Here is a 25962-nt window from a genome sequence, read left to right on the forward strand (position 1 = left end):
GGGCGAGCGGGAATGCCGCCCGGAAAGAACCAAAACTTCAGGAGGTCTGCGTTATGTATTATTCCAGTGGCAACTACGAAGCGTTTGCACACCCCAAAAAGCCGGAAGGCGTTGACAATAAATCGGCCTATATCATCGGTTCGGGTCTGGCGGCACTGACCGCTGCCTGCTATCTGGTCCGCGATGGTCAGATGCAGGGCGACCACATCCATGTGATCGAGAAGGACCCGCTGCCCGGCGGTGCCTGCGACGGCTACAAGTACGACATCGGCTATGTGATGCGCGGCGGCCGCGAGATGGACAACCACTTCGAGGTCATGTGGGATCTGCTGCGCTCCATCCCGTCTCTGGAGACGGAGGGGGCCAGCGTTCTGGATGAGTATTACTGGCTGAACAAGGAAGACCCCAACAAGTCCCTCTGCCGTGCTACCGAAAAGCGCGGCCAGGATGCCCACACCGACGGCAAGTTCGGCATCTCCGACCGGGGCGCGATGGAGATCATGAAGCTCTTCTTCACCCCGGACGAGCAGCTGCAGGACAAGAAGATCACCGACATCTTCGACGACGAGGTCTTCAGCTCCAACTTCTGGATGTACTGGCGCACCATGTTCGCGTTCGAGAACTGGCACAGCGCACTGGAGATGAAGCTCTACCTCAAGCGCTATATCCACCACATCGGCGGTCTGCCCGACTTCACCGCCCTGCGCTTTACCCGCTACAACCAGTATGAGTCCATCATCCTGCCCATGGTCACCTATCTGAAGGACCACGGCGTGGAGTTCCGGTATGAGACCAAGGTCACCGACGTCCGCTTCCGGATCGAGGGCGGCAAAAAGCAGGCCAGCTCCATCACTGTGGAGCACAAGGGCGAGGAGAAGGTGCTGCCGCTGACCGAGAACGACCTGCTCTTCATCACCAACGGCGGCTGCGTCGAGAGCTGCACCATCGGCGCACAGGACAAGGCAGCCGGTTTCGACCCCACCATCAAGCCGGGCAACGGCTGGGATCTGTGGAAGAAGATTGCCGCACAGGACCCCTCCTTCGGCCATCCGGAGAAGTTCTGCTCGCAGCCGGAACTGTCCAACTGGGAGAGTGCCACCATCACCACTCTGGACGACAAGATCCCGCAGTATATCAAGAAGATCTGCAAGCGCGACCCCTTCACCGGCCACACCGTCACCGGCGGCATCGTCACGGTCAAGGATTCCAGCTGGCTGCTCAGCTGGACACTGAACCGCCAGCAGCAGTTCCGTGACCAGCCCAAGAACCAGCTCTGCGTCTGGGTCTACGGCCTGTTCAGCGACAAGCCCGGCGACTATGTGAAGAAGCCCATGCGCGACTGCACCGGCCGTGAGATCTGCATGGAGTGGCTGTACCATCTGGGCGTTCCCACCGAGGACATCGCCGAGCTGGCCGACCACAGCGCCAACACCGTGCCGGTCATGATGCCGTATATCGACGCCTTCTTCATGCCGCGTGCCTTCGGCGACCGCCCCGACATTGTGCCGAAGGGTGCCGTCAACTTCGCCTTCCTGGGCCAGTTTGCCGAGACCGGCCGTGACACCATCTTCACCACCGAGTATTCGATGCGCACCGGCATGGAGGCTGTTTACACCCTGCTGGACATCGACCGCGGTGTGCCGGAGGTCTGGGGCAGCACCTATGATGTCCGCTGCCTGATCGACGCCACCGTCAAGCTCCGCGACGGCAAGAAGCTGACCGATATGGACCTGCCCTTCATCCAGAGGGTGGCCCTCAAGGAAGTGCTCAAGAAGATCGAGGGCACCGACCTTGAAAAGTTCCTCAAGGAGTACAACGCCATTTAAGGCGTTTTCTCAAACGTCTCCTCCGATCCAGTTTGGACCTCCCCCTGAATGCGGCCGGGCTCTGCACCCTGAGACAGGATGCAGGGCCCGGCCCTTTTTCGTATGATTTTACGGAGAATTTCCAAAATAGTACGACTTTTGTGAAAAGGATTTGCGCGGATTTTACAGTTTTCTCTTGCCCGAAACGATATTCTGTGATATGCTTAATCCAGAAATGCAGACCTCGCTGCGGCTGCGCTGCACACCACGGCTCCCCGTTGGGGAGCTTTTGTGCGGGCGGCGGCAGAGAGGCCGCAAAAAAGAGAGTACCGTAAATTGAAGGAGGTCATTTCCTGTGAAACAGTTCATTTCCCGCCGCAGCTTCCTCAAGGCTGCCGGAGCTGCCACTGCACTGACCGCAGTCTCCCTCGGCGCACCCGCCGCATCGGCCGAAGAGACCAATTGCTTCCTGGGCGAAAAGTCGGCTGTTACCATCCTCTACACCAACGATGTGCATACCTACATCGACAAGAAATCCCCCGAACTGACCTATGCCGGCATCGCTGCACTGAAGCAGAGCTATGTGGACGCTGGCCAGAACGTTCTGCTGGTGGACGCCGGCGACCACATCCAGGGCACGGCCTATGGCTCCATGGATGACGGCGAGACCATCATCAAGCTGATGAGCGAGGCCGGTTACGACCTGGCCACCCCCGGCAACCATGAGTTCGACTACGGCATGGCCCGCGCAAAGGCAGCCATGAAGGAAGCCGCTTTCCCCTATGTTTCCTGCAACTGGGTGGACCTGCGCACCGGCCTGAAGGTGCTGCCCAGCATCAAGATCTTCACCATCGGCGGCGCGCGCATCGCATTTGTGGGCGTTACCACCCCGGAGACCTTTACCAAGTCCACCCCGGCCTACTTCATGAACGCCAGCCAGACCAAGTACATCTATGACATCCTCGGCGGCGACGATGGCCAGAAGCTGTACAAGGCCGTCCAGAAGGCCATCGACAAGGCAAAGCTGCTGGGTGCAACAACTATCATTGGTCTGGGCCATCTGGGCGTAGACCCCTCGTCCGCCCCCTGGACCAGCGAAGAGGTCATCGCACACACCACCGGTTTCGATGCCTTCATCGACGGCCACTCGCACACCGTGATGGAGAACAAGCAGGTGACCGATGCTTCCGGCAAGGCCGTCACCCTGACCCAGACCGGCTCCTACTTTAAGAATGTCGGCAAGATGACCATCGGTGCCGATGGCTCCATCACCACCGAGCTGCTGCCCAGCTACGACGGCGCAGACGCCGCTGTGGCCGCTGCTACCAGCGAGTGGGTGAGCGCAGTGGACGACATGCTGGGCGAGGAGATCGCCGTGGGCGATTCCAAGTTCTACATCACCGACCCCGCCACCGGCAAGCGCCGCATCCGCTCCGGCGAGACCAACCTGGGCGACTTCGTGGCCGACGGCATCTATGCCTACTTCAATGAGATCGAAGACCTCCACTGCGACATCGCCATCATGAACGGCGGCGGCATCCGTGCAAATGTGGACGCAGGCCCCTGGAGCTTCAAGACCTGCAAGACCGTCAGCCCCTTCGGCAATGTGGCCTGCCTGATGTCCGTCACCGGCCAGCAGATCCTGGACGCCCTCGAATTTGGTGCCCGCTTCGCCGGTGCCGAGGGCAAGGAGAACGGCGGTTTCCTGCAGGTTGCCGGTGCCAAGTATGAGATCCACGCCATGGTCCCCAACACCGTCCAGACCGACGACAAGAATGTCTGGGTCGGCAGTGCTACGACCCCGCGTGTTTCGAATGTGGAGATCTACGACAAGACCACCGGCACATACAAGCCTCTGGACCCGAACGCCACTTATGCGCTGGCCGGTATGAACTACACCCTGCGCAACCTGGGCGACGGCTTCGCCATGTTCGACGGCGCAGAGCTGATCAAGGACTATGTCTCGGAGGATTACCTCGTCATGTCCAGCTACGCAGCCATGTTCGGCGGCGTGGATGCAAACGGTCTGCCGCACCTTTCCAGTGCCAACAGCCCGCTGGCCGATTACCCCGGCTATCTGCTCAACTACGAAGATCCCTACGGCGCAGGCCGCATCCAGATGATCTGGTAATGCCCTGAACCGAGAGAGACCGCTGTGCTCCTTCCGTTATCGACGGGGCCAGCGGTCTCTTTTTGTGCCCGGCGGAGCGGACCGAGCGCGGGAACGCGCTGCGCTGGTTCGGGGAATTGCATAGATTCCGGGAGCGTTCCTTGTGAGCAATGCTGAAATTCAGAACAGCACAGGTTGTTCGCTTGCGAACGATCGGACCGTGGGGTATAATAAAAAATGACAAGTGATATATCAGCTGCGCATTCCCGCGCACGAAAAAGGAGAAACAAGATGGAGATTCGATACACCAGCGCTGCCCAGTGGGTCGATGCCCGCGACGGTGTCATTCCGGCACCCTATGCTCTGGAAGCGGGGGAGAGCATCACCGACCGTTACCTGGAGCCGGTGGTCTTCCACAACGAAAACGGCCCCGACATCGGCGTGACCACCTGCGGCGTCATCGTCAGGGATGGCCTGTACTTCAAGGATATGGACAACAGCGGCGAGCTGGCCCCTTATAAGGACTGGCGGCTCAGCCCCGAAGAGCGCGCAAAGGATATGGTGGCCCATCTGCGCCTGGACCAGCAGGCTGGCCTTGTGCTGAACACCCTGTTCAACACCCCGGTGGCCCCCACCCGCGCCGAGGCTGCCGGTGCCGACGGCAAGCCGGAGTTTGGCAAGATCTACAAGCACCACGACCCGGACGAAAAGCCCATCCCCGGCCCGCTGCCCGGCATGACCATGAGCATTGATGACGCCGATGTGCTGGACAAGCACATCACGGCGGGCGTTTACCGCGGCGATATGCACTGCGAGGCCGGTATGGTGGCACTGTACCACAATGCGGGCACCCAGATGCTGGAATGCGAAGCCTGCAAGGGCGGCGTGGCGATTCCGTACTCTCTGCACACCAACCCCATCAACATCGGCTACCCGGACTCTCTGGGCATCGGTGCAGCGGTGCTGGGAGACGGCAACGCAGACTTCGTCTATGAAATGGCCGACACGGACCGGAAGATGATGAAGGCCGAGGGCCTGCACATCATGTACGGCCCGCAGGTGGACGTGGCCACCGACCCCCGCTGGCCCCGCACCAACGGCACCTACGGCGAGCGCACCGATGTGACCAGCGACATCACCGAAGCCCTCATCAAGGGCTACCAGAACGGCGACGACGGCCTGAACGAGGGTTCGGTCGTCCTGACGGTCAAGCACTTCCCCGGCGATGCCCCCTCCGAGAACGGCTTCGAGCCGCATGTGCCCATCGGTCAGTGGCGCATCTACCGCACCCCCGGCTCGATGGAAAAGTACCATCTGCCCCCGTTCCAGCGGGCATTCGACCACAAGGCATCTTCCATCATGCCCGACTACTCCCGCATCGCCGCCGATGGCCGCGCCGTGCCCCAGACCTACCGGGGCGAGGTGACCAGCACCGAGGCGGTGCCCAGCGCATACAGCAAGGAGCTGCTCACCGACCTGGCCCGCAACAAGATGGGCTTTGACGGCTACATCAACTCCGACTCCGGCATCACCACCGTGCAGATCTACGGCGTGGAGGACCTGACGGTGCCCCAGCGCTACGCCAAGGCCATTTCCGCCGGTACCGATGTCATCGGCGGCAACACCGACCCGGAGAACATCGTCAAGGCGGTGGAGGACGGTCTGCTGCCCAAGGCCGACCTCGACCGCGCCAGCTACAACCGTCTGCTGAGCCTGTTCCGCACCAAGCGTGTGGACAACCCCTATCTGGACCCCGACCAGGCCGACCAGGCCCGGCAGGATAACTTCGATGGTGCCAGGAAGAAGGCCTACGAAGCCAACCAGAAGGCTGTCGTTCTGGTCAAGAACCACGGCGGTGTTCTGCCGCTGGCCAAAGAGAAGAAGGTCTGCATCGTCACCTTCAAGGGCGTGGACTCCGGCTTTGCCAAAATGGCACAGGCCATGGGTGCCGGTCTGGGCTCTGCCAATGCCGACGAGGCGCTGCGCAAGACACTGGCGGAGGCCTTCGAGAAGAAGGGATACACTGTCGTCGCCACCCCGGAGGAGGCCGATGTGCTGTACCTCCACGTGTGGCCCATCAGCAACGGCGTGGTGTTCTACCAGTTCGCCATGCCCGTCATCGAGATGGGTGAGATCGTCACGGACGAGCGCGAGACCAACAAGAGCCAGAAGAAGACCGGCAAGCAGGTCACGGTGACCACCCTGAAGAACGTCGAGAAGATCCGGGAGCTGGCCGATGCCATCCACGCGCGCGGCGGCAAGGTCGTGGGCACCTGCGTGGTGAACAACCCCTGGCTGCTGGACAAGCTGGAGCCCTACTGCGACGCGCTGACCATCCAGTACACCGTCAGCACGGTGGCGCTGAACAACGCCCTGAACGCACAGGTGGACGTCATCAGCGGCGACTTTGCCCCCACCGGCAAGCTGAGCCTGACCATGGTGTCCGACCCCGCCGTCATCGCCATCACCGAGCAGGAGATCGACGGTGTGGTGCGTGAGATCTGCGCTTCGCCCAACGATGTGCCCGGCTACGATAAGGACCCGTACATCGACCCGGCCATCCTCGCCGGGGTGCGCGGCGGCAGCTACGCTTACTGCGACGCCGACGGCAACTATTACCGCAGCGGGTTCGGTCTGAATTACTGACCCTCTCCGTCCTTGCTTCGCAATGCCACCTCTCCCAAAGGGTGAGGCAATGGCATGTCGGGTAGCTCCTGCTGGACGCTCAACGTTTTTTCGCTCACAAGTAGAATGGAGTTCCGTGCCGCTTGTCAAAGCCCGCCGGGGGTGCTACAATGGAGCCAGCGACCATGCTGAAAGGGGATAGAACTATGGAATTTCGGGACAAGCCCATGCAGAACCTCGTTCGCATCAAGGAGAAGGAGATCTGCAAGAATGTGCAGGCGCTTTTGCTGGACGGCGAGACCATCGTGGGCGCGTACAAGACCGTGCGCGACCAGGCGGTCTTTACCTCGCACCGCATCTTTCTGGTGGATATGCAGGGGGTCACCGGCACCCGGCAGGAGATCTTCGTCCTGCCGTACCGCAAGGTGCTGCACTTTGGCATCCAGACCGCAGGCTTCGGCGACCCGCTCCAGACCTCTGAGCTGACGGTCTGCTTCGCGGATGAGCACGAGGCAAAGTTCGGGTTCATCGGGCAGGACGAGCTGCTGAGTGTGGCCCGCGCCATCAGCCGCTGCATCCTGTAACACCGTACAAAAACGCAGAGCGCCCGCTCCGGCTTCTGACCCCGGAGCGGGCGCTCTGCGTTTGCTGTAATATGCGAATAACGGAGAATGGCGAACGATCAGCCGGCCACACGGTCCATCCGGCCTGCCTCCAGCATGTAGCGCAGGAAGCCGGTCACGTCGGCGGGGTCGGTCACAGTGATGTCAAAGCCCTTTCTGGGGGCGTCCATCATCCGGAGGATGGAGGATGCAGCGGCATCCTCTTTCAGGTCACAGGTCTTGCCGTTGTCCAGATGCAGCAGCACACTGCCGCGGCTGGCGGAAACCTGACGCATGAAACGGTCTTTATCAAAATATTCGATACGAAGCATAAAAATACCTCCTGTCAGAAAGTTGTTTATTTGCACGCCGTCTTCCGGGTGAGCTGCTCGTGCATGACGATCATCAGGATCAGCAGCGCCAGCAGATACACGGGGAAGAGGGCAGGGGCAACGTTGTTTGCCAGCAGGCCGAACAGCGGCGGCATGACCAGATTGCCGACATAGGCGCTTGCCATCTGGATGCCGATCACAGCCTGTGACCGGTCCGCGCCGAAGTGGTCCGGCGTGGAGTGGATGATGCTGGGGTAGATGGGCGCACAGCCCAGCCCCACGAGGACGAGGCCGGCCAGCGAGAGCGCCTGCGGCCTCGGCAGAAGCAGGGCGGCCACACCCACGGCCAGAACGGTCTGCCCCAGACGGATCATCTGGGTGTCGTTGAACCGGAGGGTGACGAAGCCGCAGAAGCCGCGCCCCACCGTGATGCCCAGATAGAACAGGCCCGCAAAGGCAGCGGCCGTGTCGGCCGGGACGCCCTTGCTCAGCGTGAGGTAGCTGCTGGCCCAGAGGCCCGCCGTCGTTTCGAGGCCGCAGTAGCAGAAGAAGCAGAGCATCACTTCCCGCGCACCGGGGATGGCCAGGATCTGGGGCAGCGTCAGCGGCCTGGCCGGGGTGCCGTCCGCGCTTACGGCGGCCGGGCTGCCTTTCCAGAGCGGCAGGCTCAGCACCAGAACGGCTGTGATGCCGACCTGGATGAGGGCTACGATGCGGTAGCCACCGTTCCAGCCCTGCCCGCCGGTCAGGGCCAGGCTCATCAGCACCGGGCTGATGATGGTGCCCACGCCCCACATGCAGTGCAGCCAGCTCATGTGGCGGCTCTCGTAGTGGAGGGCAACGTAGTTGTTCAGGGCGGCGTCCACGCTTCCGGCACCCAGCCCGTAGGGGATGGCCCAGAGGCAGAGCATCCAGAACGCGCTCGACACTGAGAATCCGAACAGCGCCGCCGCCGTCATCGCCACACTGAGGGCCGTGACCTTGCCGGTGCCCAGCGCACGGGTCAGCCGGTCGCTGCACAGGCTGGAAACGATGGTCCCACAGGAGATGATCATCGAGACGATGCCTGCGTAGGACACCGGCACCCCGAAAGCGGGGTAGAGGTTCGGCCAGGCGGAGCCGAGAAGCGAATCCGGCAGGCCGAGGCTGATGAACGCCAGATAGATGACCGGCAGAAGAAGCTGTGCCATGGGTTGTGTTCCTCCCGTTTCGGTGTTATACTGGACTTGCGGCCTCTGATGAAATAATACCACGAAATCAGCGGCTGTGGTAGGAGAAAATCTGAAATTTTGTACAACAAAACCGGCATTGATAAAAAATGTTCAAAGATTTGCGGAAAGGAACTGGTCAATATGGCATATCGAACGAGCTGTGCAACAATCGTCCATGAGGGCGGCGTCCACTGCGAACCGGACATCGTGGCTGACGCCGAAGGGCGCGAGCTGGTGCAGCACGGCAGTGCGCTGTTTCCCATCGCCTGCTACGCCGAAGACCTGGCCAGCTACTCGGTGGCGTGGCACTGGCATGAGGAATTTGAATACATCCTCACCATACAGGGCCCCCTCCATGTGGATGTGAACAAGACCCGCCTGACACTGCAGACCGGGCAGGGCGTCTTCCTCAATTCGGGGGCGCTGCACTCGGTGGAACAGGCGGAGGGCACGGCCCTGCTCCACTCCGGCGTCTTCCAGCCCCGTCTGGTGGGCGGCATGGACACCATCTTCTGGCAAAAGCTCATCCGGCCCCTGCTGCAGCCCGGTGCCCCGGCGTTTTTTCTGCTGGACGAGGCGGTGCCCTGGCAGAAACAGGTACTCGTCTTTCTGCGGGACGCCTGGAAAGAGGTGGCGGACGAGCCGTTCGACTACGAGAACCGGGTGCGGTATCATCTCTCGGCGGCGCTGCGGCTGCTGAGCACCCAGTGCGTGGGCGGCAAGACCAAGGTCTCGGAGCAGGAGCAGATCGCCTCGGAGCGGATGAAGCGGATGCTCCGCTACGTGGAGGAGCACTACGCCGAGGAGCTGACGGTGGAGAAGATCGCGGCCTGCGTGGCCCTGAGCGAGAGCGCCTGCCTGCGCAGCTTCCGGCAGCTGCTGGGCATCACGCCCATCCAGTACGTCAAGCAGTTCCGGGTGGAAAAGGCCGCCGAGCTGCTGCGCTCCACCCGGCTGAAGACCGGCGAGATCGGTCTGGAATGCGGCTTCTCGGACGGCAGCTACTTTATTAAAACGTTCCGGGAGATCAAGCACTGCACCCCCCGCGAATACCGCACAAAATTCTGTTGAGATCTGGAAAAGGAAAAAAACGGAAGACAAAGTGTGCATAACCAAACAGCCGGGAGGCGTTCCGAAACGGAAGCCTCCCGGCTGTTATGGTTCAGAGGGTCTTATTGCAAAAGGCTGCTGGAATCGGTGCCGCCGGCCGTCAGGCGGGCCTGGATCCCGTTGTGCGTCCAGAGGATGTCGGCTTCATCGACCCCAAGATTCAGAAGTGCGTCGATGGAGACCGAAGTCGGACGGTACAGCAGTGTGCAGAAACGGATGGTTTCTACCCCCTGCGCTTTGAGCGTCCGGAGGGTCTCCATGGTGAGATGTGCGGTGGCCACAATGCTGTTGACGCGAATGGTAAGGACCTTGCCTTGGGCATTCAGTGTGCAGGTGTGCGTGATCTGCTTTCCCAGTGCATTGGTGACGGAAAGCCCCTCTACGGTAACGAGATACTCTGCATCCGAGGCGGTCAGCTCTTCGGCAGGAGCGGAAGTCGAGACCGCACCCGACGGCTCAGAGGGCTGCTCCGGGTTAGGGTTGGGCTGCTCCGGGTTGGGATTAGGATTCTCCGGGTTGGGGTTAGGATTCTCCGGGTTGGGGTTAGGATTCTCCGGGTTGGGGTTAGGATTCTCCGGGTTGGGGTTAGGATTCTCCGGGTTGGGGTTAGGATTGGGTTTCTCCGGGTCAGGTTTCTCCGGCTTTTCCGGTTCCGTAGGCTTGTCATCCTTTAGGGTAAGATCCACACCGGCCGAATCCCACCGTTTGATGACAGCACCTACTGGCAAACCGGCAAACTTCTGTTCTTTGAGCGGTGTATCGCCAATGGCAATGCTTCCGCCTGCGGTGGCATCAATGGTTACTTTGCCTTCAATGGTAATATCGGACTTTACCTCAGTAGCACCGTCAGCAACGCTGCCGCTGCCGATGGCCGCAGCACCGGCGAGGGGATAATTCTCGTCATTCAGAACGCCGCCGCCTGTAGCAGTAATGTTAGGAGAACCAGCTTCGGTGCTCTTGATGGAAACTTTGTTTCTGGTATCCTCGGTGTCGGGTTCTGTTTCTGCGCCGCCACCGATACCGGCAGCACCAGCGCCGCCCTGTGCGTTTTCGATGGTGACATTGCCCTCGATGGTCACGTCACCAGTTCCAAGAGCACCGCCGCCAATACCGGCACCTTCTTCGCCGCCGGCGGCGTTGCCGATTTGAGCGTTGCCTCTAATGATTACATTGCCGATGCCAATAGCGCCGCCGCCAATGCCGGAACCACCAGAACCACTTTTTGCATTTTCGATTTTGGCGTTGCCTTCAATGGTCACGTTGCCTACAGTTGGATCGATTACCATGCCATCGCCATCGGGATACAAATCGCCTTGGCCGCTGCCGATGCCAGCGCCGTTTGCGCTACTTTCTGCATTTTCAATGACTGCATCACCTCTGATGAGGATCTCGCTGTCACCATAGGTGCCACTGCCGATGCCGGCTCCAGCTTCACCGCCCTGTGCGTTTTTGATGACGGCATCACCTTCAACGGTCACTGTGCCCAGACCCTGATAGCCGCTGCCGATGCCAGCAGCCATATAGCCACCAGAGGCTTCGGTGATGGTGCCGCCGCTGATGGTGACAGTGCCATTTCCTCCAATAAGAGTGTCCTTCGGTATCGCGCCAAGACCGCCACCAATACCGGCACCATAATTGCCCGTAGCCTTTGCGGTGATATCGCCGTCGGTAACTGTGACAGTACCATTGCCGTAGGCACCGCCGCCAATACCGGCACCCAGACTGCCGCCCGTAGCGGTGATCGTACCGCCGGAAATTGTCACATCGCCGTCACCGCCGACGGCGTCCGTGTCACCGGCACCGCCGCCAATACCGGCACCCTGACTACCACCGTTGGCAGTGATCTCACCGCCCGTAATGGTCACTTGGCCGTCTTGTTTGTCACTGCCGCCGATGCCAGCACCGTGGTAACCACCCGTGGCAGTCAAACTGCCAGTAGTATCGGACGCACTTCCCTTTGCGGAGCCATCATCATTCTTTTCGTCCTGAATCGTCAGCGTGCCGCTGTCGTCGGTCTTGTTATGCTCCAGACCGGCGTGGCCATATCCGCTTGTCAGCGTGTTGTTGCCGTTCAGCTCGATGTTCGTATTGCCGCTGCCGGTCACTTCCACGGCGGTTTTGTATTGATCGGGGTCGTAGCCGTGTTCGTATTTTTCATCAACATTGATGTTCACATCTTTCAAGGTGACATTGGCCGTCTGGTCTTTGTCTGCGTCGATGGTGACCGTGTTCCCCGTGCTTGTGCCGGTGATGGTGATTTCGTTGTCCTCACGATCTTGGATGTATCCGCTGCTGTCGCTGACGTATTCCTTTTGTTCCCCATTCATAAACCACTGGCTGATGAGATTGCCGTTTTCCGTAGCGTGGATATCAATGGAGCCGCTGGCAATATCATACGTAGCGGCAAAAGCAGGAAGGGCCATGCCGGTCATCATGGCACAGGCGAGAGCGAGGGCTGCGATCCGTTGTGCGGCAACGCGGGGAGGGGGAGCTGCCTTTTTCTTGCCGAAAGGCACCGGAACATGCCCCAGGACGCGCATGGCGAGTCTGCGATAAGAGACCATTGAGAATACCTCCTATTACATATATTCTATAATATATTGGAACCGGACAGGGCGGTGCGCCACCGTCCCTTCCAACTCGTACCACAACATGGATTGAGGAACCAGAAAACAGAGGTTGCTTGCTAAGCTAAATATAGCACGTGGGGGGGGGGGTAAATGCAAGACTTTTCTGCGTGAATGGGTGCATTTCCTGCGTGAAACATGGAAAAATTCCAGAAATTCCCTTTTTTGCGGTGGCTCACGCAAGCAACGTTGAGCCGGATGCTTTTTTTGGCAGGGAGGGCGAGGCGGCAGAAAACGGGCCAGAACAAAACAGCAGCAGCCGGGAGGCATGAAAAAGATCTGCAAAAACGGAAAAAACCGGCCGCAGAATCTTGACGAATGAAGACAAACATGATAGAATAAAAAAGTAGTCAGGGAGACGCGCGAACGGCGGCTGGACTGCGATGCAAGATCTACGGAATTGAATATTCTCGGCAAAGCAGTCGAAAGGCTGTGACGCAAAGCTATAGGGCCTGTAAAATGGCAGCCAGTTGCTTCTCAAATCGGGCACGATGTGTACCCGCCTTTTGAGCGACCTTCATCTGAACAGCAGGTGTCGATTTGCCGAGTTTGCCTTGGCAAATCGACACCTTTTTCATTATGACATCTCCGTGCTTCAAATAAATCCGGGGAAGGCCCGACACGAGCAATGCTTGTGTCGGGCTTTTTCTTTACCCGGATTTATGATATACTGTTTTGCAAGGAACACAACAAACAGGAGGAGTCAGCGTGGAGGATTACCGCACCATCCGGGGCACAGCCATCGGCGAATATGAGGAGAAGAAGAGCCGCTTCATTGCGCAGCTCGCGTTTGCAGACAGTGAGGAAAAGGCCGTGGCCTTTCTGGAGCAGGTGCGCGCCGCCAACCGCACCGCGCGGCACAACGTTTACGCCTACCGCCTGCGGGAGGGCAACCGGGAGCGCTACTCCGACGACGGCGAGCCTGCCAAGACCGCCGGGACCCCGGCGCTGGAAGTGCTGCAGCACAGCGGCCTGACCGACCTCATCGTGGTCGTGACCCGGTACTTTGGCGGGGTGCTGCTGGGCACGGGCGGCCTCGTCCGCGCCTACACCACCGCGACCGCCCGCGCACTGGAAAACGCCGAGGTCGTCACGGTGCGCAGCGTGGTGGAGCTGGAAGTGACGGTGGACTATGCACTCTACGAGCGGGCTGCGCTGCTCATCCACGCCGCCGGGGCCAAACTCGCCGACCCGCAGTTCACCGACCGCGTGACCCTGCACTGGCAGATGCCGGAGGGCACCGAGCCGCCGCTGCTGGAACAGCTGCGGGAGCTGACGCGGGGCGGGGCCGAGGTGAGCGTCTCGCAGCCGTTCTATGCGCCGTTCTGATGCCCCTCTCCGTCTCGCATTCGCTCGTCCGCTCCCCCGAAGTGGGAGCCATTGGCAGTCGGCTGCATGGCTGCATGGCCGCTGCGCTCTGGGAGCAGCACCGAGAGATTTTTATAGGATAATTTTGGACAGGACAGGAAGATTCCCCCTTCGACAGAGCAATTCTGCTACAATAGCTGCGGGCGCAGCTGCGCTGGGAAGGGGGCAGGAACCAGCATGAAAGTGAGGGATACCGGATGGATGTACGCCAGCGTACCGAAGAGATCGAGCGGCTGACCTTTGCCCCCTGGGCGACCTTCAGCGATGCAAGCCGGGGCCGGGCCCGGCCGGAGCCGCAGGACCCCATCCGCCCGGTGTTCCAGCGCGACCGGGACCGCGTGATCCACTGCAAGGCGTTCCGCCGCCTCAAGCAGAAAACGCAGGTCTTCCTCTCGCCGGAGGGCGACCTCTACCGCACCCGGCTGACCCACACGCTGGAGGTGGCGCAGATCGCCCGCACCATCGCCCGCGCCCTGCGCCTGAACGAAGACCTGACCGAGGCCATCAGTCTGGCGCATGACCTGGGCCACACGCCCTTTGGCCACGCAGGGGAGAGCGCACTGGACAAGCTCTGTCCGGATGGCTTCAAGCATTACCGCCAGAGCCTGCGGGTGGTGGACAAGCTGGAACAGAACGGCCGGGGCCTCAACCTGACCTGGGAAGTGCGGAACGGCATCATCACCCACACCAAGGGCACCTGGGCGGCGACCCCGGAGGGCCGCATCGTCCGGATGGCGGACCAGATCGCGTTCGTCAACCACGACATCGAGGATGCCGTCCGTGCCGGGGTGCTGGACCCGGCGATCCTGCCCAGAGAATGCACCGCCGTGCTGGGCGAAACGAAATCCCAGCGCATCACGACCATGATCCAGAGCATCCTCGCCCATAGCGACGGCGATGTGGCCATGGGCGCGGAGGAAGAGGAAGCCTTCCTTGCGCTGAAGGATTTCATGTATGCCAATGTCTACAATGACCGCACCGCCAAGCGCGAAGAGCAGAAAGTGGAAAAGGTCCTCACGGAACTGTACGAATACTACCTGACCCACATCGACCAGATGTCCAACTTCTATTTGCAGCTGGCCTATCAGGAGGGCCGTGACCGCGCCGTGACCGATTACATCAGCGGCATGAGCGACGAGTTCGCCATCCGGACCTTTGAGGATGTGTTCGTGCCCCGCAAGTGGCACGTGTTATAAAAGGAAGCAGGAAAAAAGAGCCATGATCCCACACGAGTACATTGAAGAGCTGAACCGCCGCACCGACATCGTCGATCTGGTGGGCAGCTATGTGCAGCTGAAACGGAAGGGCCGCCTCTATGGCGGCCTGTGTCCGTTCCACAGCGAGAAGACCCCCTCGTTTTACGTCTACCCGGACACCCAGAGCTTTTACTGCTTTGGCTGCGGGGCGGGCGGCGATGCCATCAGCTTCGCCAAAAAGATCAACAGCATCGACTACGGCGAGGCTGTCAAGATGCTGGCAGCCCGCGCCGGGATGCCGGAGCCGCAGGAGGACGACAAGACCGGGCGGATGCGCAGCCGCATCCTCTCGATGAACCGCGAAGCGGCCCGCTTCTTTCACGCCTGCCTGAATTCGACGGTCGAGGAGGCCCGGCAGGCCCGTGCCTACTGGCGCCGCCGCGGGCTGGACGACAAGACCATCGTGCGGTTCGGCCTCGGCTATGCCCCCAACGATGGACAGGCCCTCTATCAGTTCCTGCGGGATAAGGGCTACAACCAGCAGGAGCTGGACGCCAGCGGCCTGTTCAAGCGCAGCGCTTCCGGGCGCATCTACTGTTTGTTCTGGAAGCGGGTCATGACCCCCATCTTCGACCTGCGCGGCAACATCATCGCGTTTGGCGGGCGTGTGCTGGACGACTCCAAGCCCAAATACGTCAACAGCCCCGAAACGCTGGTCTACCACAAATCCGAGACGGTGTTCGCGCTGCAGATCGCCAAAAAGAGCGCCTCCCGCCGGTTCGTCCTCTGCGAGGGCTATATGGATGTCATCAGCATGCAGCAGGCGGGCATCGACACCGCCGTCTGCGCCTGCGGCACGGCCCTGACGCCGGAGCAGGTGCGGCTCATCAGTGAGTACGCCGATGAGGTCATCCTGAGTTACGACTCCGACGAGGCGGGCCAGAAAGCCACCCTCCGCTCGCTGGAACTGTTCCGGAACAGCACGGTGCGGGTGGGGGTGCTTCAGATCCCCGGCGCAAAGGACCCGGACGAGTACATCAAGCGCTATGGTGCCGACCGCTTCCGCGCCCTGCTGGACGGCGTAGGCAACGCACTGGATTTCCGGCTCAAGCGCCTGCGGGATCAATACGACCTGACCCAGGACGCCCAGCGGCTCGAATACATCCGCGATGCCGTGGATCTGCTGGCCGAGCGCTCCAACCCCACCGAACAGGAGGTTTACGCCGGGCGGCTGGCCGAGGAGACGAACATCTCCAAGACCGCCATCCTGACCCAGCTGGGCACCGCTGTCAAAAAAGCGGGCAGCAAGCGACGACGGGAGGAGAACCGCTCCCGCCTGCACTCCGGTGAGATGGATCAGATCAATGTTCCTTACAGCGCAGGCGGCTCGCAGGCGCTGGGTGTGGCCTCGGCTGAGCAGCGGTTGCTGGCGGCACTGCTGCGGGAGCCAAGCTACATCCCCAGGGTGCGGGCCGCACTGCCGGCGGAAAAGTTCCTCCTGCCCCAGCAGAAGGAGCTGTATCAGGCCATGCTGGACTGTCAGGCGCAGGGCATCGAGGTCAGCCTTTCCACCCTGCGCGGCTTTGTACAGAGCGAAGAGGCCCTGAATGAACTGAGCCGCCTTGCGGCACAATACAGCGATGTCAACTGTACCACCGAGGATATCAACTTTTATCTGGAACGCATCGCCCGCGGCACCCCGATCGCGAAGAAGGCGGCCCAGATGTCCAATGAAGACTTAGAGCAGTATCTCCAGTCGATGCGAGAAAAGAAACAGGGAACTCTCCCTGCAGAAGACTGAGCGCTCCCTTTCCTCCCGGCTGGAGCTGGAAGGAGAAGGAATCATGCGGAAATTGTCGCAGACGGAAGAACTTGCAAAGATTTTGGCGAGCCGTGCCCGGCACCACCTTCTGACGCCGGAGCAGGTCAGCCGCGCCATGGAAGAGCAGGAGTACGATGTCGCCGGGCTGGACGCGCTGTATGAGGCGCTGGAGGCCCGCGGCATCCGGGTGGAGGAAGAGGACGCCGACCTCCCGCTGCTGGACGATGCCCAGATCGGCCGACTGGAACATGAGCTTTCTGCCGAGGGCGTGGCGCTGGACGACCCGGTGAAAGCCTATCTGAAGGAGATCGGGCAGGTGCCGCTCCTCTCGGCAGAAGAGGAACAGACGCTGGCCCGCGCCGCCAGAGCAGGGGATGCGGACGCCCGCCGACGCCTCAGCGAGGCGAACCTGCGGCTGGTGGTCTCGGTGGCCAAGCGCTACGCGGGCAGGGGGCTGCCCTTCCTCGACCTCATCCAGGAGGGCAACCTCGGCCTGATGAAGGCAGCGGAGAAGTTTGAGCCGGACAGGGGCTTCAAGTTCTCCACCTACGCGACATGGTGGATCCGGCAGTCCATCACCCGTGCCATTGCCGACCAGGGGCGGACCATCCGCATCCCGGTGCATCTGGTGGAGCACATCAACCGGGTCCGGAAGACGGCAGGGGAGCTGCTGCGGAAGAATGGCCGCGAGCCCACGGCGGAGGAGATCGCTGTCCGGCTGGAGATGGAGCCGGACCGGGTGCGGGAACTGCTGCAGCTGGCGCAGGAGCCGGTCAGCCTGGAAACGCCGGTGGGCGAGGAAGAAGACGCCCACCTCGAAGATTTCATTCAGGACGAAGAAGCCGGGATCCCGGTGGATGAAGCGGGCCGCCAGCTGCTCCGCCGGGAGCTGATGAGTGTGCTCAAGAGTCTGACGCCCCGCGAAGAGCGGGTGATCACGCTCCGCTTCGGCCTCGACGACGGCCGGCCCCGCACTCTGGAAGAGCTGGGGAAGGAGTTCAACGTCACGCGGGAGCGCATCCGCCAGATCGAGGCAAAAGCCCTCCGCAAGCTCCGCCATCCCAGCCGGGCCAAACGGCTGCGGGATTATCTGGAATAAAGCTCCCGAAGGGGCACCCATCACGCCGGGTGCCCCTTTCGTCTGCCCGGAAGCACAAGAGCAAACCTGTACAAAATGCACAAGGGTGTTTTTGGTGAGAACGTGCAAAACTCAAAAAGCAATACCCAAAACGCACAAAGCGAACACGGAACCGGGTGTGCCACAAAAGCGGGGGCTTGACAAAAAAATCGGCCCGAAATAGGAAAAATGGCTTGACAACAGGGCTTTCCCGGTGTATACTGCATTAGTATCACATAATGGCCTAGTGCGCCAAAAAGGGAGCTTCGGTTCGGTCGGCCCAAGGGGCAGACATGAAAAGTTTGTGAAAAACGCCGAACTTCCTCGGAGGATACGGGTCGATTTATGTGCGTCTGCTCAAATTTGACCCGTAGAACGCAACATCCGTAGAGTATAAAAGTAAGGAGTGGTTGATTTTATGATGAAAGTCAAGCCCGTCAAGCTCGGCAAAACCGAGCGCATGAGCTTCTCCCACATCGACGAAGTCATCAGTATGCCGAACCTGATCGAGGTCCAGAAGAACTCTTACCAGTGGTTCCTGGACGAGGGCCTGAAAGAGGTCTTCCACGACATCGGCACCATTGAGGACTACACCGGCAATCTGGCACTGAGCTTCGTGGACTTCCGGCTGGATAAGGAGCCGAAGTACAGCATCAAGGAGTGCAAGGAGCGCGACGTGACCTACGCTGCCCCCCTGCGCGTGACGGCCCGTCTGCTGAACAAGGAGACCGGCGAGGTCAAGGATCAGGAGATCTTCATGGGAGACTTCCCCCTGATGACCGACGCCGGCACCTTCGTCATCAACGGCGCAGAACGTGCGATCGTCAGCCAGCTGGTTCGTTCTCCCGGCGTATTCTACGGAGATGCCAAAGATAAGGTCGGCAACGATCTGTACAGCGCCACCATGAACCCCAACCGCGGTGCATGGCTGGAGTACGAGACTGATGCAGCGAACGTCTTCTACGTTCGTATCGATAAGAACCGCAAGCTGCCCGTCACCGTGCTGTGCCGTGCACTGGGTCTGTCCACCAATGAGGATATCCTGAACTTCTTCGGCGACGATGAGCGCATCCTCGCTACGCTGGAGAAGGATACCACCAAGAACCAGGAAGAGGGTCTGCTGGAGGTCTACCGCAAGCTGCGCCCCGGCGAGCCTCCCACGGTGGAGTCCGCTACCAGCCAGATCAATATGCTGTTCTTCGACCCGCGCCGTTACGATCTGTCCCGCTTCGGCCGCTACAAGATGAACAAGAAGCTCTCTCTGGCCCGCCGCATCACCGGCTTTGTGGCCGCAGAGAACATCGTTGCCCCGCTGACCGGTGAGGTCATCGTGGAGGCCAACGGCAAGATCAGCCGCGAGCTGGCCGAGAAGGCCGACAACGCCGGTGTCGATACCGTCGTCCTGCTCATCGAGGGCAAGAAGGTCAAGGTCATCACCAACGGCTGTGTGGATGCACAGGGCTTCTTCTCCTTTGACGTCAAGGAGTGCGGCATCAACGAGCGCTGCTCCTTCGATGAGATCAAGAAGATCCTCGACACCACCTCCGATGTGGAGGAGCAGAAGGAAATGCTCCGCCGCAACCATGACCAGCTGATCGGCCGCACCGTCACTGTGAAGGACATCCTGTCCTCCATCAACTACCTGAACGGTCTGGGCCACGGCGTGGGCACCACCGATGACATCGACCACCTGGGCAACCGCCGCATCCGCAGCGTCGGTGAGCTGCTGCAGAACCAGTTCCGCATCGGCTTCTCCCGCATGGAGCGCGTCATCCGTGAGCGCATGACCCTGCAGAGCCAGGACCAGAGCGTCATCACGCCGCAGGCCCTCATCAACATCCGCCCGGTCGTCGCCGCCATCAAGGAGTTCTTCGGTTCTTCGCCGCTGTCTCAGTTCATGGACCAGAACAACCCTCTGGCGGAGCTGACCCACAAGCGCCGTCTGTCTGCTCTGGGCCCCGGCGGTCTGAGCCGTGACCGCGCAGGCTTCGAAGTCCGCGACGTTCACTACAGCCACTACGGCCGTATGTGCCCCATCGAGACGCCCGAAGGCCCGAACATCGGTCTGATCTCCTATCTGGCATCCTATGCCAAGATCAACGAGTACGGCTTCGTTGAGGCTCCGTACCGCAAGGTCAAGAAGACCTACGACGAGAACGGCCGTCTGATCGATCAGGTCGTTACCGACGAGGTCGAGTATATGACCGCTGACGTCGAGGACGAATACGTCGTCGCCCAGGCCAACGAGCCGCTGGACGAGGGCAAGCACTTCATCCGTCCCCGCGTTTCTGCCCGCCGCCGCGACGACATTCTGGAAATCGACGCCGAGAAGGTCGATTACATGGACGTCTCGCCCCGTATGATGGTCTCTGTCGCGACCGCCTGCATCCCATTCCTGGAGAACGATGACTGCAACCGTGCTCTGATGGGTTCCAACATGCAGCGCCAGGCTGTGCCTCTGATGGTCACCCAGCAGCCCATCGTGGCCACCGGTATGGAGTACAAGGCCGCCACCGACTCCGGCACCGCAGTTCTGGCAAAGAACGACGGCGTCGTCGAGAAGATGGACGCAGACCATGTGGTCGTCCGCAATGAGCAGGGCACCCTGGACAACTACTCGCTGATCAAGTTCGCCCGCTCCAACGCAGGCACCTGCATCAACCAGCGTCCCATCGTCGAGGTGGGCGAGTCCGTCAAGGCAGGCCAGGTCCTGGCCGACGGCCCCGCAATGCGCAACGGCGAGATCTCTCTGGGCAAGAACGCTCTGATCGGCTTCATGACCTGGGAGGGCTACAACTACGAGGACGCCGTCCTGCTGAACGAGAAGATCGTCCGTGAGGACGTTTACACCTCCATCCACATCGAGGAATATGAGACCGAGTCCCGCGATACCAAGCTGGGACCCGAAGAGATCACCCGCGACATCCCCAACGTTTCGGAGGATGCCCTGAAGGATCTGGACGAGCGTGGCATCATCCGCGTGGGTGCCGAGGTCAAGAGCGGCGATATCCTGGTCGGCAAGGTCACCCCGAAGGGTGAGACCGAGCTGACCGCTGAGGAGCGCCTGCTCCGCGCCATCTTCGGCGAAAAGGCCCGCGAAGTCCGTGATACCTCTCTCCGTGTGCCCCACGGCGAGTACGGCATCATCGTGGACGTCAAGGTCTTCACCCCGGAGAACAGCGATGAGCTGCAGCCCGGCGTCCGCGAGGTCGTCCGCTGCTACATCGCACAGAAGCGCAAGATCAGCGTCGGCGATAAGATGGCAGGTCGTCACGGCAACAAGGGTGTCGTTTCCCGCATCCTGCCGCAGGAAGATATGCCCTACCTGCCCGATGGCACCCCGCTGGACATCGTGCTGAACCCCCTGGGCGTTCCTTCCCGTATGAACATCGGTCAGGTGCTGGAAGTCAACTTGGGCTACGCTGCCAAGGCATGCGGCATCAAGGTCATGACCCCCGTCTTCGACTCCGCTCGTGAGAACGACATCGGCGATACCTTCGATACCGCGCGTGAGCTGTGGCACGGCGAGAACGCACCGGCTTATCCCACCAAGCTCCCCAAGATCATGGGCGAGAAGGGCCATATCATCGACTTCTCCAAGATCGAGCTTGACCGCGACGGCAAGACCACCGTTTACGACGGCCGCACCGGTGAGAAGTTCGACAACCGCGTCACCGTCGGTTATATGTACTACCTGAAGCTGCATCACCTGGTCGATGATAAGATCCATGCCCGTTCCACCGGCCCGTACTCTCTGGTCACCCAGCAGCCTCTGGGCGGCAAGGCCCAGTTCGGCGGCCAGCGTTTCGGCGAGATGGAGGTCTGGGCACTGGAAGCATACGGCGCCGCTTACACCCTGCAGGAGATCCTGACCGTGAAGTCGGACGATGTCGAGGGCCGTGTCAAGACCTACGAGGCCATCGTCAAGGGCGAGCCCATCCCGCAGCCGGGCATTCCGGAGTCCTTCCGCGTTATGCTGAAGGAGCTGCAGTCCCTGGGTATGGACGTCGTGGTCCAGGACAAGGACGGCAACGAGATCGACATGCGCCAGAACTTCGACGACGAAGAGACCGGCTTCGATATGCGTGACGTTGCAGGTTCCGAGACCGTGACGAACGAGAACGAGCTGCTGAACGATTACACCATCAAGGACGCCGACGCAGGTTTCGATGATCCTTCCGTGCTGGACGATGACAATTCTGCCCCCGCAGAGTCCTCCTCCGACGAAGTGAATTTGGACGACTAAATCCCGGACAAGCTGCCGCCCCCGCAGCGGTGCGCGTGCTGCCGCCGCAAGGGCGGGGGAGAGCAGCGGATTTGGATCGCCTGCCATCATCGAAACAACGAGAGATTAAGAAAGGGTTCGTTTCATGGAAAACAACGTTTTCGATTCCATTAAGATCGGCCTTGCCTCTCCGGAGCAGATCCGCAACTGGAGCTACGGTGAGGTCAAAAAGCCTGAGACCATCAACTACCGCACCCTGAAGCCGGAGCGCGACGGCCTGTACTGTGAGCGCATCTTTGGACCCACCAAGGACTGGGAGTGCCACTGCGGCAAGTACAAGCGCATCCGCTATAAGGGCAAGATCTGCGACCGCTGCGGCGTCGAGGTCACCAAGGCAAAGGTCCGCCGTGAGCGCATGGGCCACATCGAGCTGGCAGCCCCTGTCAGCCACATCTGGTATTTCAAGGGCATCCCCAGCCGCATCGGCCTGATGCTGGACATCAGCCCCCGCCTGCTGGAGAAGGTCCTCTACTTTGCAAGCTATATCGTCACCGATCCCGGTCTGACCCCGCTGGAAAAGAAGCAGCTGCTGACCGAGAAAGAGTACCGCGAGATGCGCGAGCGCTACGGTGACGAGTTTGAGGCATCCATGGGTGCCGAGGCCATTCAGGAGCTCCTGAAGGAGATCGACTTGGATCAGCTGAGCGCTGAGCTGACCGCCGAGGTCGAGAAGTCCTCCGGCCAGAAGAAGGTCCGCATCCTGAAGCGTCTGGAGGTCGTCGAGGCCTTCCGCATCTCCGGCAACCGCCCGGAGTGGATGGTCATGGACGTTCTGCCCGTTCTGCCCCCGGACCTGCGCCCCATGGTCCAGCTGGACGGCGGCCGCTTTGCGACGTCTGACCTGAACGATCTGTACCGCCGCGTCATCAACCGCAACAACCGTCTGCGCCGCCTGCTGGAGCTGGGTGCGCCGGACATCATCGTGCGCAACGAGAAGCGGATGCTGCAGGAAGCAGTGGACAGCCTGATCGACAACGGCCGCCGCGGCCGTCCGGTCACCGGCCCCAACAACCGCGCCCTGAAGAGCCTTTCCGATCTGCTGAAGGGCAAGCAGGGCCGCTTCCGCCAGAACCTGCTGGGCAAGCGTGTCGACTACTCCGGCCGTTCGGTCATCGTCGTCGGCCCTGAGCTGAAGATGGACCAGTGCGGTCTGCCCAAGGAGATGGCTCTGGAGCTGTTCAAGCCCTTCGTGATGAAGGATCTGGTGGAGAAGGGTGTTGCCAACAACATCAAGTCCGCCCGCAAGATGGTCGAGCGCGCCAAGCCCGAAGTCTGGGACAGCCTGGAGACCGTCATCAAGGGCCACCCGGTTCTGCTGAACCGTGCACCGACCCTGCACCGTCTGGGCATCCAGGCCTTCAACCCCGTGCTGGTCGAGGGCCGTGCCATCAAGCTGCACCCGCTGGCATGTACCGCATTCAACGCCGACTTCGACGGCGACCAGATGGCAGTCCATCTGCCCCTGGGCGAGGATGCCTGCCGTGAGGCCAAGATGCTGATGCTGGCTTCCGGCAACCTGCTGAAGCCTTCGGACGGCGCTCCTGTTACCGTCCCGACGCAGGATATGATCCTGGGCAGCTACTACCTGACCACCGTTCGCGAGAACGAAGAGGGCGCAGGCAAGATCTTCCGCGATGAGAACGAGGCCCTGATGGCATACGCTGAGCATGTCGTCACCCTGCACGCTCCCATCAAGGTCCGCCGCACCATGACCATCGATGGTGTCGAGCACACCGGTCTGGTCGATGCGACCGTCGGCCGCATCATCTTCAACACCCCGGTGCCCCAGAACCTCGGTTATATCGACCGTACCGATCCGGAGCACTGGCTGGAGTATGAGGTCAGCTTCCGCGTGACCAAGAAGACCCTGCCCGACATCATTTCCCGCTGCATGACCCGCAACGGCACCCGCACCTGCGCCAAGATGCTGGATGCCATCAAGGCACAGGGCTACAAGTACTCTACGCTGTCTGCCATCTCCGTCGCAGTCTGCGACGCTGTCATCCCGCCCCAGAAGGACGAGCTGATCGCCGATGCAGACAAGCAGGTCTCCCAGGTCAACAAGCTGTTCAACCGCGGCCTGATCTCCGAGAACGAGCGCTACACCCAGACCATCAACATCTGGCAGGCAACGACCGATAAGGTCTCCAAGGCGCTGGCAGCAAACCTGCCCAAGGACAACGAGATCTTCATGATGGCAGATTCCGGTGCGCGTGGTTCTATGAACCAGATCAAGCAGCTGGCCGGCATGCGCGGCCTGCTGGCAAACACCGCCGGTAAGACCATCGAGATGCCCATTCGTGCCAACTACCGTGAAGGTCTGAACATTCTGGAATATTTCGTTTCTGCCCGTGGTGCTCGTAAGGGTCTGGCCGATACCGCTCTGCGTACGGCGGACTCCGGCTACCTGACCCGTCGAATGGTCGATGTCTCTCAGGAGGTCATCGTCCGTGAGATTGACTGCGGCACCACCGATGGCCTGTGGGTCTCTGAGATCCACGAGGGCAAGGAGAAGATCGAGAGCTTCCGTGAGCGTATCATCGGTCGTTACGCTGTGGGCGACGTGGTCAACCCCGTCACCGGCGACGTCATCGTGCCCGAAGGCAAGATGATCGACCTGTACGATGCCAACGACATCGAGGCAGCCGGCATCACCAAGCTGAAGATCCGCAGCCTGCTGACCTGCCGCGCCAAGGTGGGCGTCTGCGCACACTGCTACGGCAGCGATATGGCCAACGGTGAGCCCGTCCAGCTGGGCGAGTCCATCGGCGTCATCGCAGCAGAGTCCATCGGCGAGCCCGGCACCCAGCTGACCATGCGTACCTTCCATACCGGCGGTATCGCATCGGCAGAAGATATTACCCAGGGTCTTCCCCGTGTTGAGGAGCTGTTCGAGAGCCGCCGCCCCAAGAGCATGGCCATCATGAGCGAGATCTCCGGCGTCGTCTCGCAGGACGACACCAAGAAGAACGTCGTCATCAAGGTCACCGGCCACGATGAGACGGGCGCAGAGGTCGTCAAGAGCTACTCCATCCCGTTCACCCAGCATGCACGTGTCATGCCCGGCGACCGTGTGGAGAAGGGCGACATCATCACCCGCGAAGGTGTTCTGTATCCGCAGGATATTCTGGCCATCAAGGGTCTGGAGGACGTCCAGAACTACCTCATCAGCGAGGTCCAGAAGGTCTACCGTCTGCAGGGCGTTGAGATCAACGATAAGCATATCGAAGTCATCGTCCGTCAGATGTGCCGCAAGGTCCGCGTGACCGACTCCGGTTCCTCCGACCTGATCGGCGGCGCATTGGCCAACCGCCTCGAAGTGGAGAACATCAACGCCGAGCTCCAGAAGCGCATCGATGCTGGCGAAGAGGGCATCAAGCTGGTCGAGTACCAGCAGGTGCTGCTCGGCATCACCAAGGCTGCTCTGGCCAATGAGTCCTTCCTGTCCGCCGCTTCCTTCCAGGAGACCACCCGTGTCCTGACCGAAGCTGCCATCAAGGGCAAGGTCGACCCGCTGGCCGGCCTGAAGGAGAATGTCATCATCGGTAAGCTGATCCCGGCCGGTACCGGTCTCCCGGAGGTCCGCGAGGATCTGAAGCGCCGTGAGGCAGAGCGCGACGAGGCTGTCGCTGCTGAGATGGCTGCTGCAAGCCAGCAGTAAGCGCCCGGAACTGAAATTCAAGCACTGCAATTGCCGCCCTGTGGGAAATCGCCCCGCAGGGCGGCTTTTTGCGCCGTTTGCCTGTTCCGCT

14 protein-coding genes and 1 riboswitch are annotated in these 25962 nt (G+C 60.9%); of the genes, 11 read left to right on the forward strand and 3 right to left on the reverse strand.

Features of this window, described 5'->3' with window-relative positions:
- Nucleotides 1-53: 53 nt before the first annotated feature.
- The 4 genes from DWY95_RS02250 (at nucleotide 54) to DWY95_RS02265 (ending at nucleotide 7124) form a co-directional block, all read left to right on the forward strand.
- Nucleotides 54-1826, forward strand: a complete 1773-nt coding sequence (locus tag DWY95_RS02250) for an oleate hydratase (RefSeq protein ID WP_118551962.1) — start codon at nucleotides 54-56, stop codon at nucleotides 1824-1826.
- A 334-nt stretch (nucleotides 1827-2160) separates the two neighbouring features.
- A complete protein-coding gene (locus tag DWY95_RS02255; protein WP_118551964.1) occupies nucleotides 2161-3936 on the forward strand; it encodes a bifunctional UDP-sugar hydrolase/5'-nucleotidase in 1776 nt (591 codons plus the stop codon).
- A gap of 270 nt (nucleotides 3937-4206) precedes the next feature.
- Nucleotides 4207-6561 (forward strand): glycoside hydrolase family 3 N-terminal domain-containing protein, encoded by a 2355-nt coding sequence (locus DWY95_RS02260; RefSeq protein ID WP_118551966.1) that lies wholly within the window; start codon nucleotides 4207-4209, stop codon nucleotides 6559-6561.
- Nucleotides 6562-6746: 185 nt separating this feature from the next.
- Nucleotides 6747-7124 (forward strand): PH domain-containing protein, encoded by a 378-nt coding sequence (locus tag DWY95_RS02265; protein ID WP_118551968.1) that lies wholly within the window; start codon nucleotides 6747-6749, stop codon nucleotides 7122-7124.
- Between the two features lie 98 nt (nucleotides 7125-7222).
- On the opposite strand, the gene DWY95_RS02270 is transcribed toward DWY95_RS02265, so the two are convergent.
- Both DWY95_RS02270 and DWY95_RS02275 read right to left on the reverse strand, forming a co-directional pair.
- Complete coding sequence (locus DWY95_RS02270; protein ID WP_118551970.1) at nucleotides 7223-7474, reverse strand: hypothetical protein; 252 nt, start codon at nucleotides 7472-7474, stop codon at nucleotides 7223-7225.
- A gap of 26 nt (nucleotides 7475-7500) precedes the next feature.
- Complete coding sequence (locus DWY95_RS02275; protein ID WP_118551972.1) at nucleotides 7501-8664, reverse strand: MFS transporter; 1164 nt, start codon at nucleotides 8662-8664, stop codon at nucleotides 7501-7503.
- A 162-nt stretch (nucleotides 8665-8826) separates the two neighbouring features.
- Here DWY95_RS02275 and DWY95_RS02280 point away from each other — a divergent pair, with 162 nt between their 5' ends.
- Nucleotides 8827-9756 (forward strand): helix-turn-helix domain-containing protein, encoded by a 930-nt coding sequence (locus DWY95_RS02280; RefSeq protein WP_118552076.1) that lies wholly within the window; start codon nucleotides 8827-8829, stop codon nucleotides 9754-9756.
- A gap of 101 nt (nucleotides 9757-9857) precedes the next feature.
- Here the strand turns inward: DWY95_RS02280 and DWY95_RS02285 are convergent, their stop codons facing one another.
- Nucleotides 9858-12359, reverse strand: coding sequence for a hypothetical protein (locus DWY95_RS02285; protein ID WP_118551974.1), 2502 nt, complete (start codon nucleotides 12357-12359; stop codon nucleotides 9858-9860).
- Nucleotides 12360-12824: 465 nt separating this feature from the next.
- Nucleotides 12825-12900: riboswitch (cyclic di-GMP riboswitch) on the forward strand.
- A gap of 230 nt (nucleotides 12901-13130) precedes the next feature.
- Between DWY95_RS02285 and DWY95_RS02290 the strand changes: the two genes are divergently transcribed.
- From DWY95_RS02290 to rpoC, 6 genes are all read left to right on the forward strand, one after another.
- Entirely contained in the window at nucleotides 13131-13751 is a 621-nt protein-coding gene (locus DWY95_RS02290; protein ID WP_118551976.1) for a YigZ family protein, read from the forward strand.
- Between the two features lie 236 nt (nucleotides 13752-13987).
- Nucleotides 13988-14986: a deoxyguanosinetriphosphate triphosphohydrolase gene (locus DWY95_RS02295; RefSeq protein ID WP_097792482.1), complete on the forward strand. Its 999-nt coding sequence runs from the start codon at nucleotides 13988-13990 to the stop codon at nucleotides 14984-14986.
- Nucleotides 14987-15008: 22 nt separating this feature from the next.
- A complete protein-coding gene (dnaG, locus tag DWY95_RS02300; RefSeq protein ID WP_118551978.1) occupies nucleotides 15009-16787 on the forward strand; it encodes a DNA primase in 1779 nt (592 codons plus the stop codon).
- A 43-nt stretch (nucleotides 16788-16830) separates the two neighbouring features.
- On the forward strand, nucleotides 16831-17907 hold the full coding sequence (gene rpoD / locus DWY95_RS02305) for an RNA polymerase sigma factor RpoD (RefSeq protein WP_118551980.1): 1077 nt from the start codon (nucleotides 16831-16833) through the stop codon (nucleotides 17905-17907).
- A gap of 436 nt (nucleotides 17908-18343) precedes the next feature.
- Entirely contained in the window at nucleotides 18344-22171 is a 3828-nt protein-coding gene (locus tag DWY95_RS02310; RefSeq protein WP_118551982.1) for a DNA-directed RNA polymerase subunit beta, read from the forward strand.
- A gap of 124 nt (nucleotides 22172-22295) precedes the next feature.
- Nucleotides 22296-25871 carry a DNA-directed RNA polymerase subunit beta' gene (rpoC, locus tag DWY95_RS02315; RefSeq protein WP_118551984.1) on the forward strand — a complete coding sequence of 1192 codons (3576 nt, stop codon included), beginning with the start codon at nucleotides 22296-22298 and terminating at the stop codon, nucleotides 25869-25871.
- Nucleotides 25872-25962 lie beyond the last annotated feature (91 nt).

Source organism: Faecalibacterium sp. AF28-13AC, assembly GCF_003478405.1.
Taxonomy (GTDB): Bacteria; Bacillota; Clostridia; order Oscillospirales; family Ruminococcaceae; genus Faecalibacterium; species Faecalibacterium prausnitzii_E.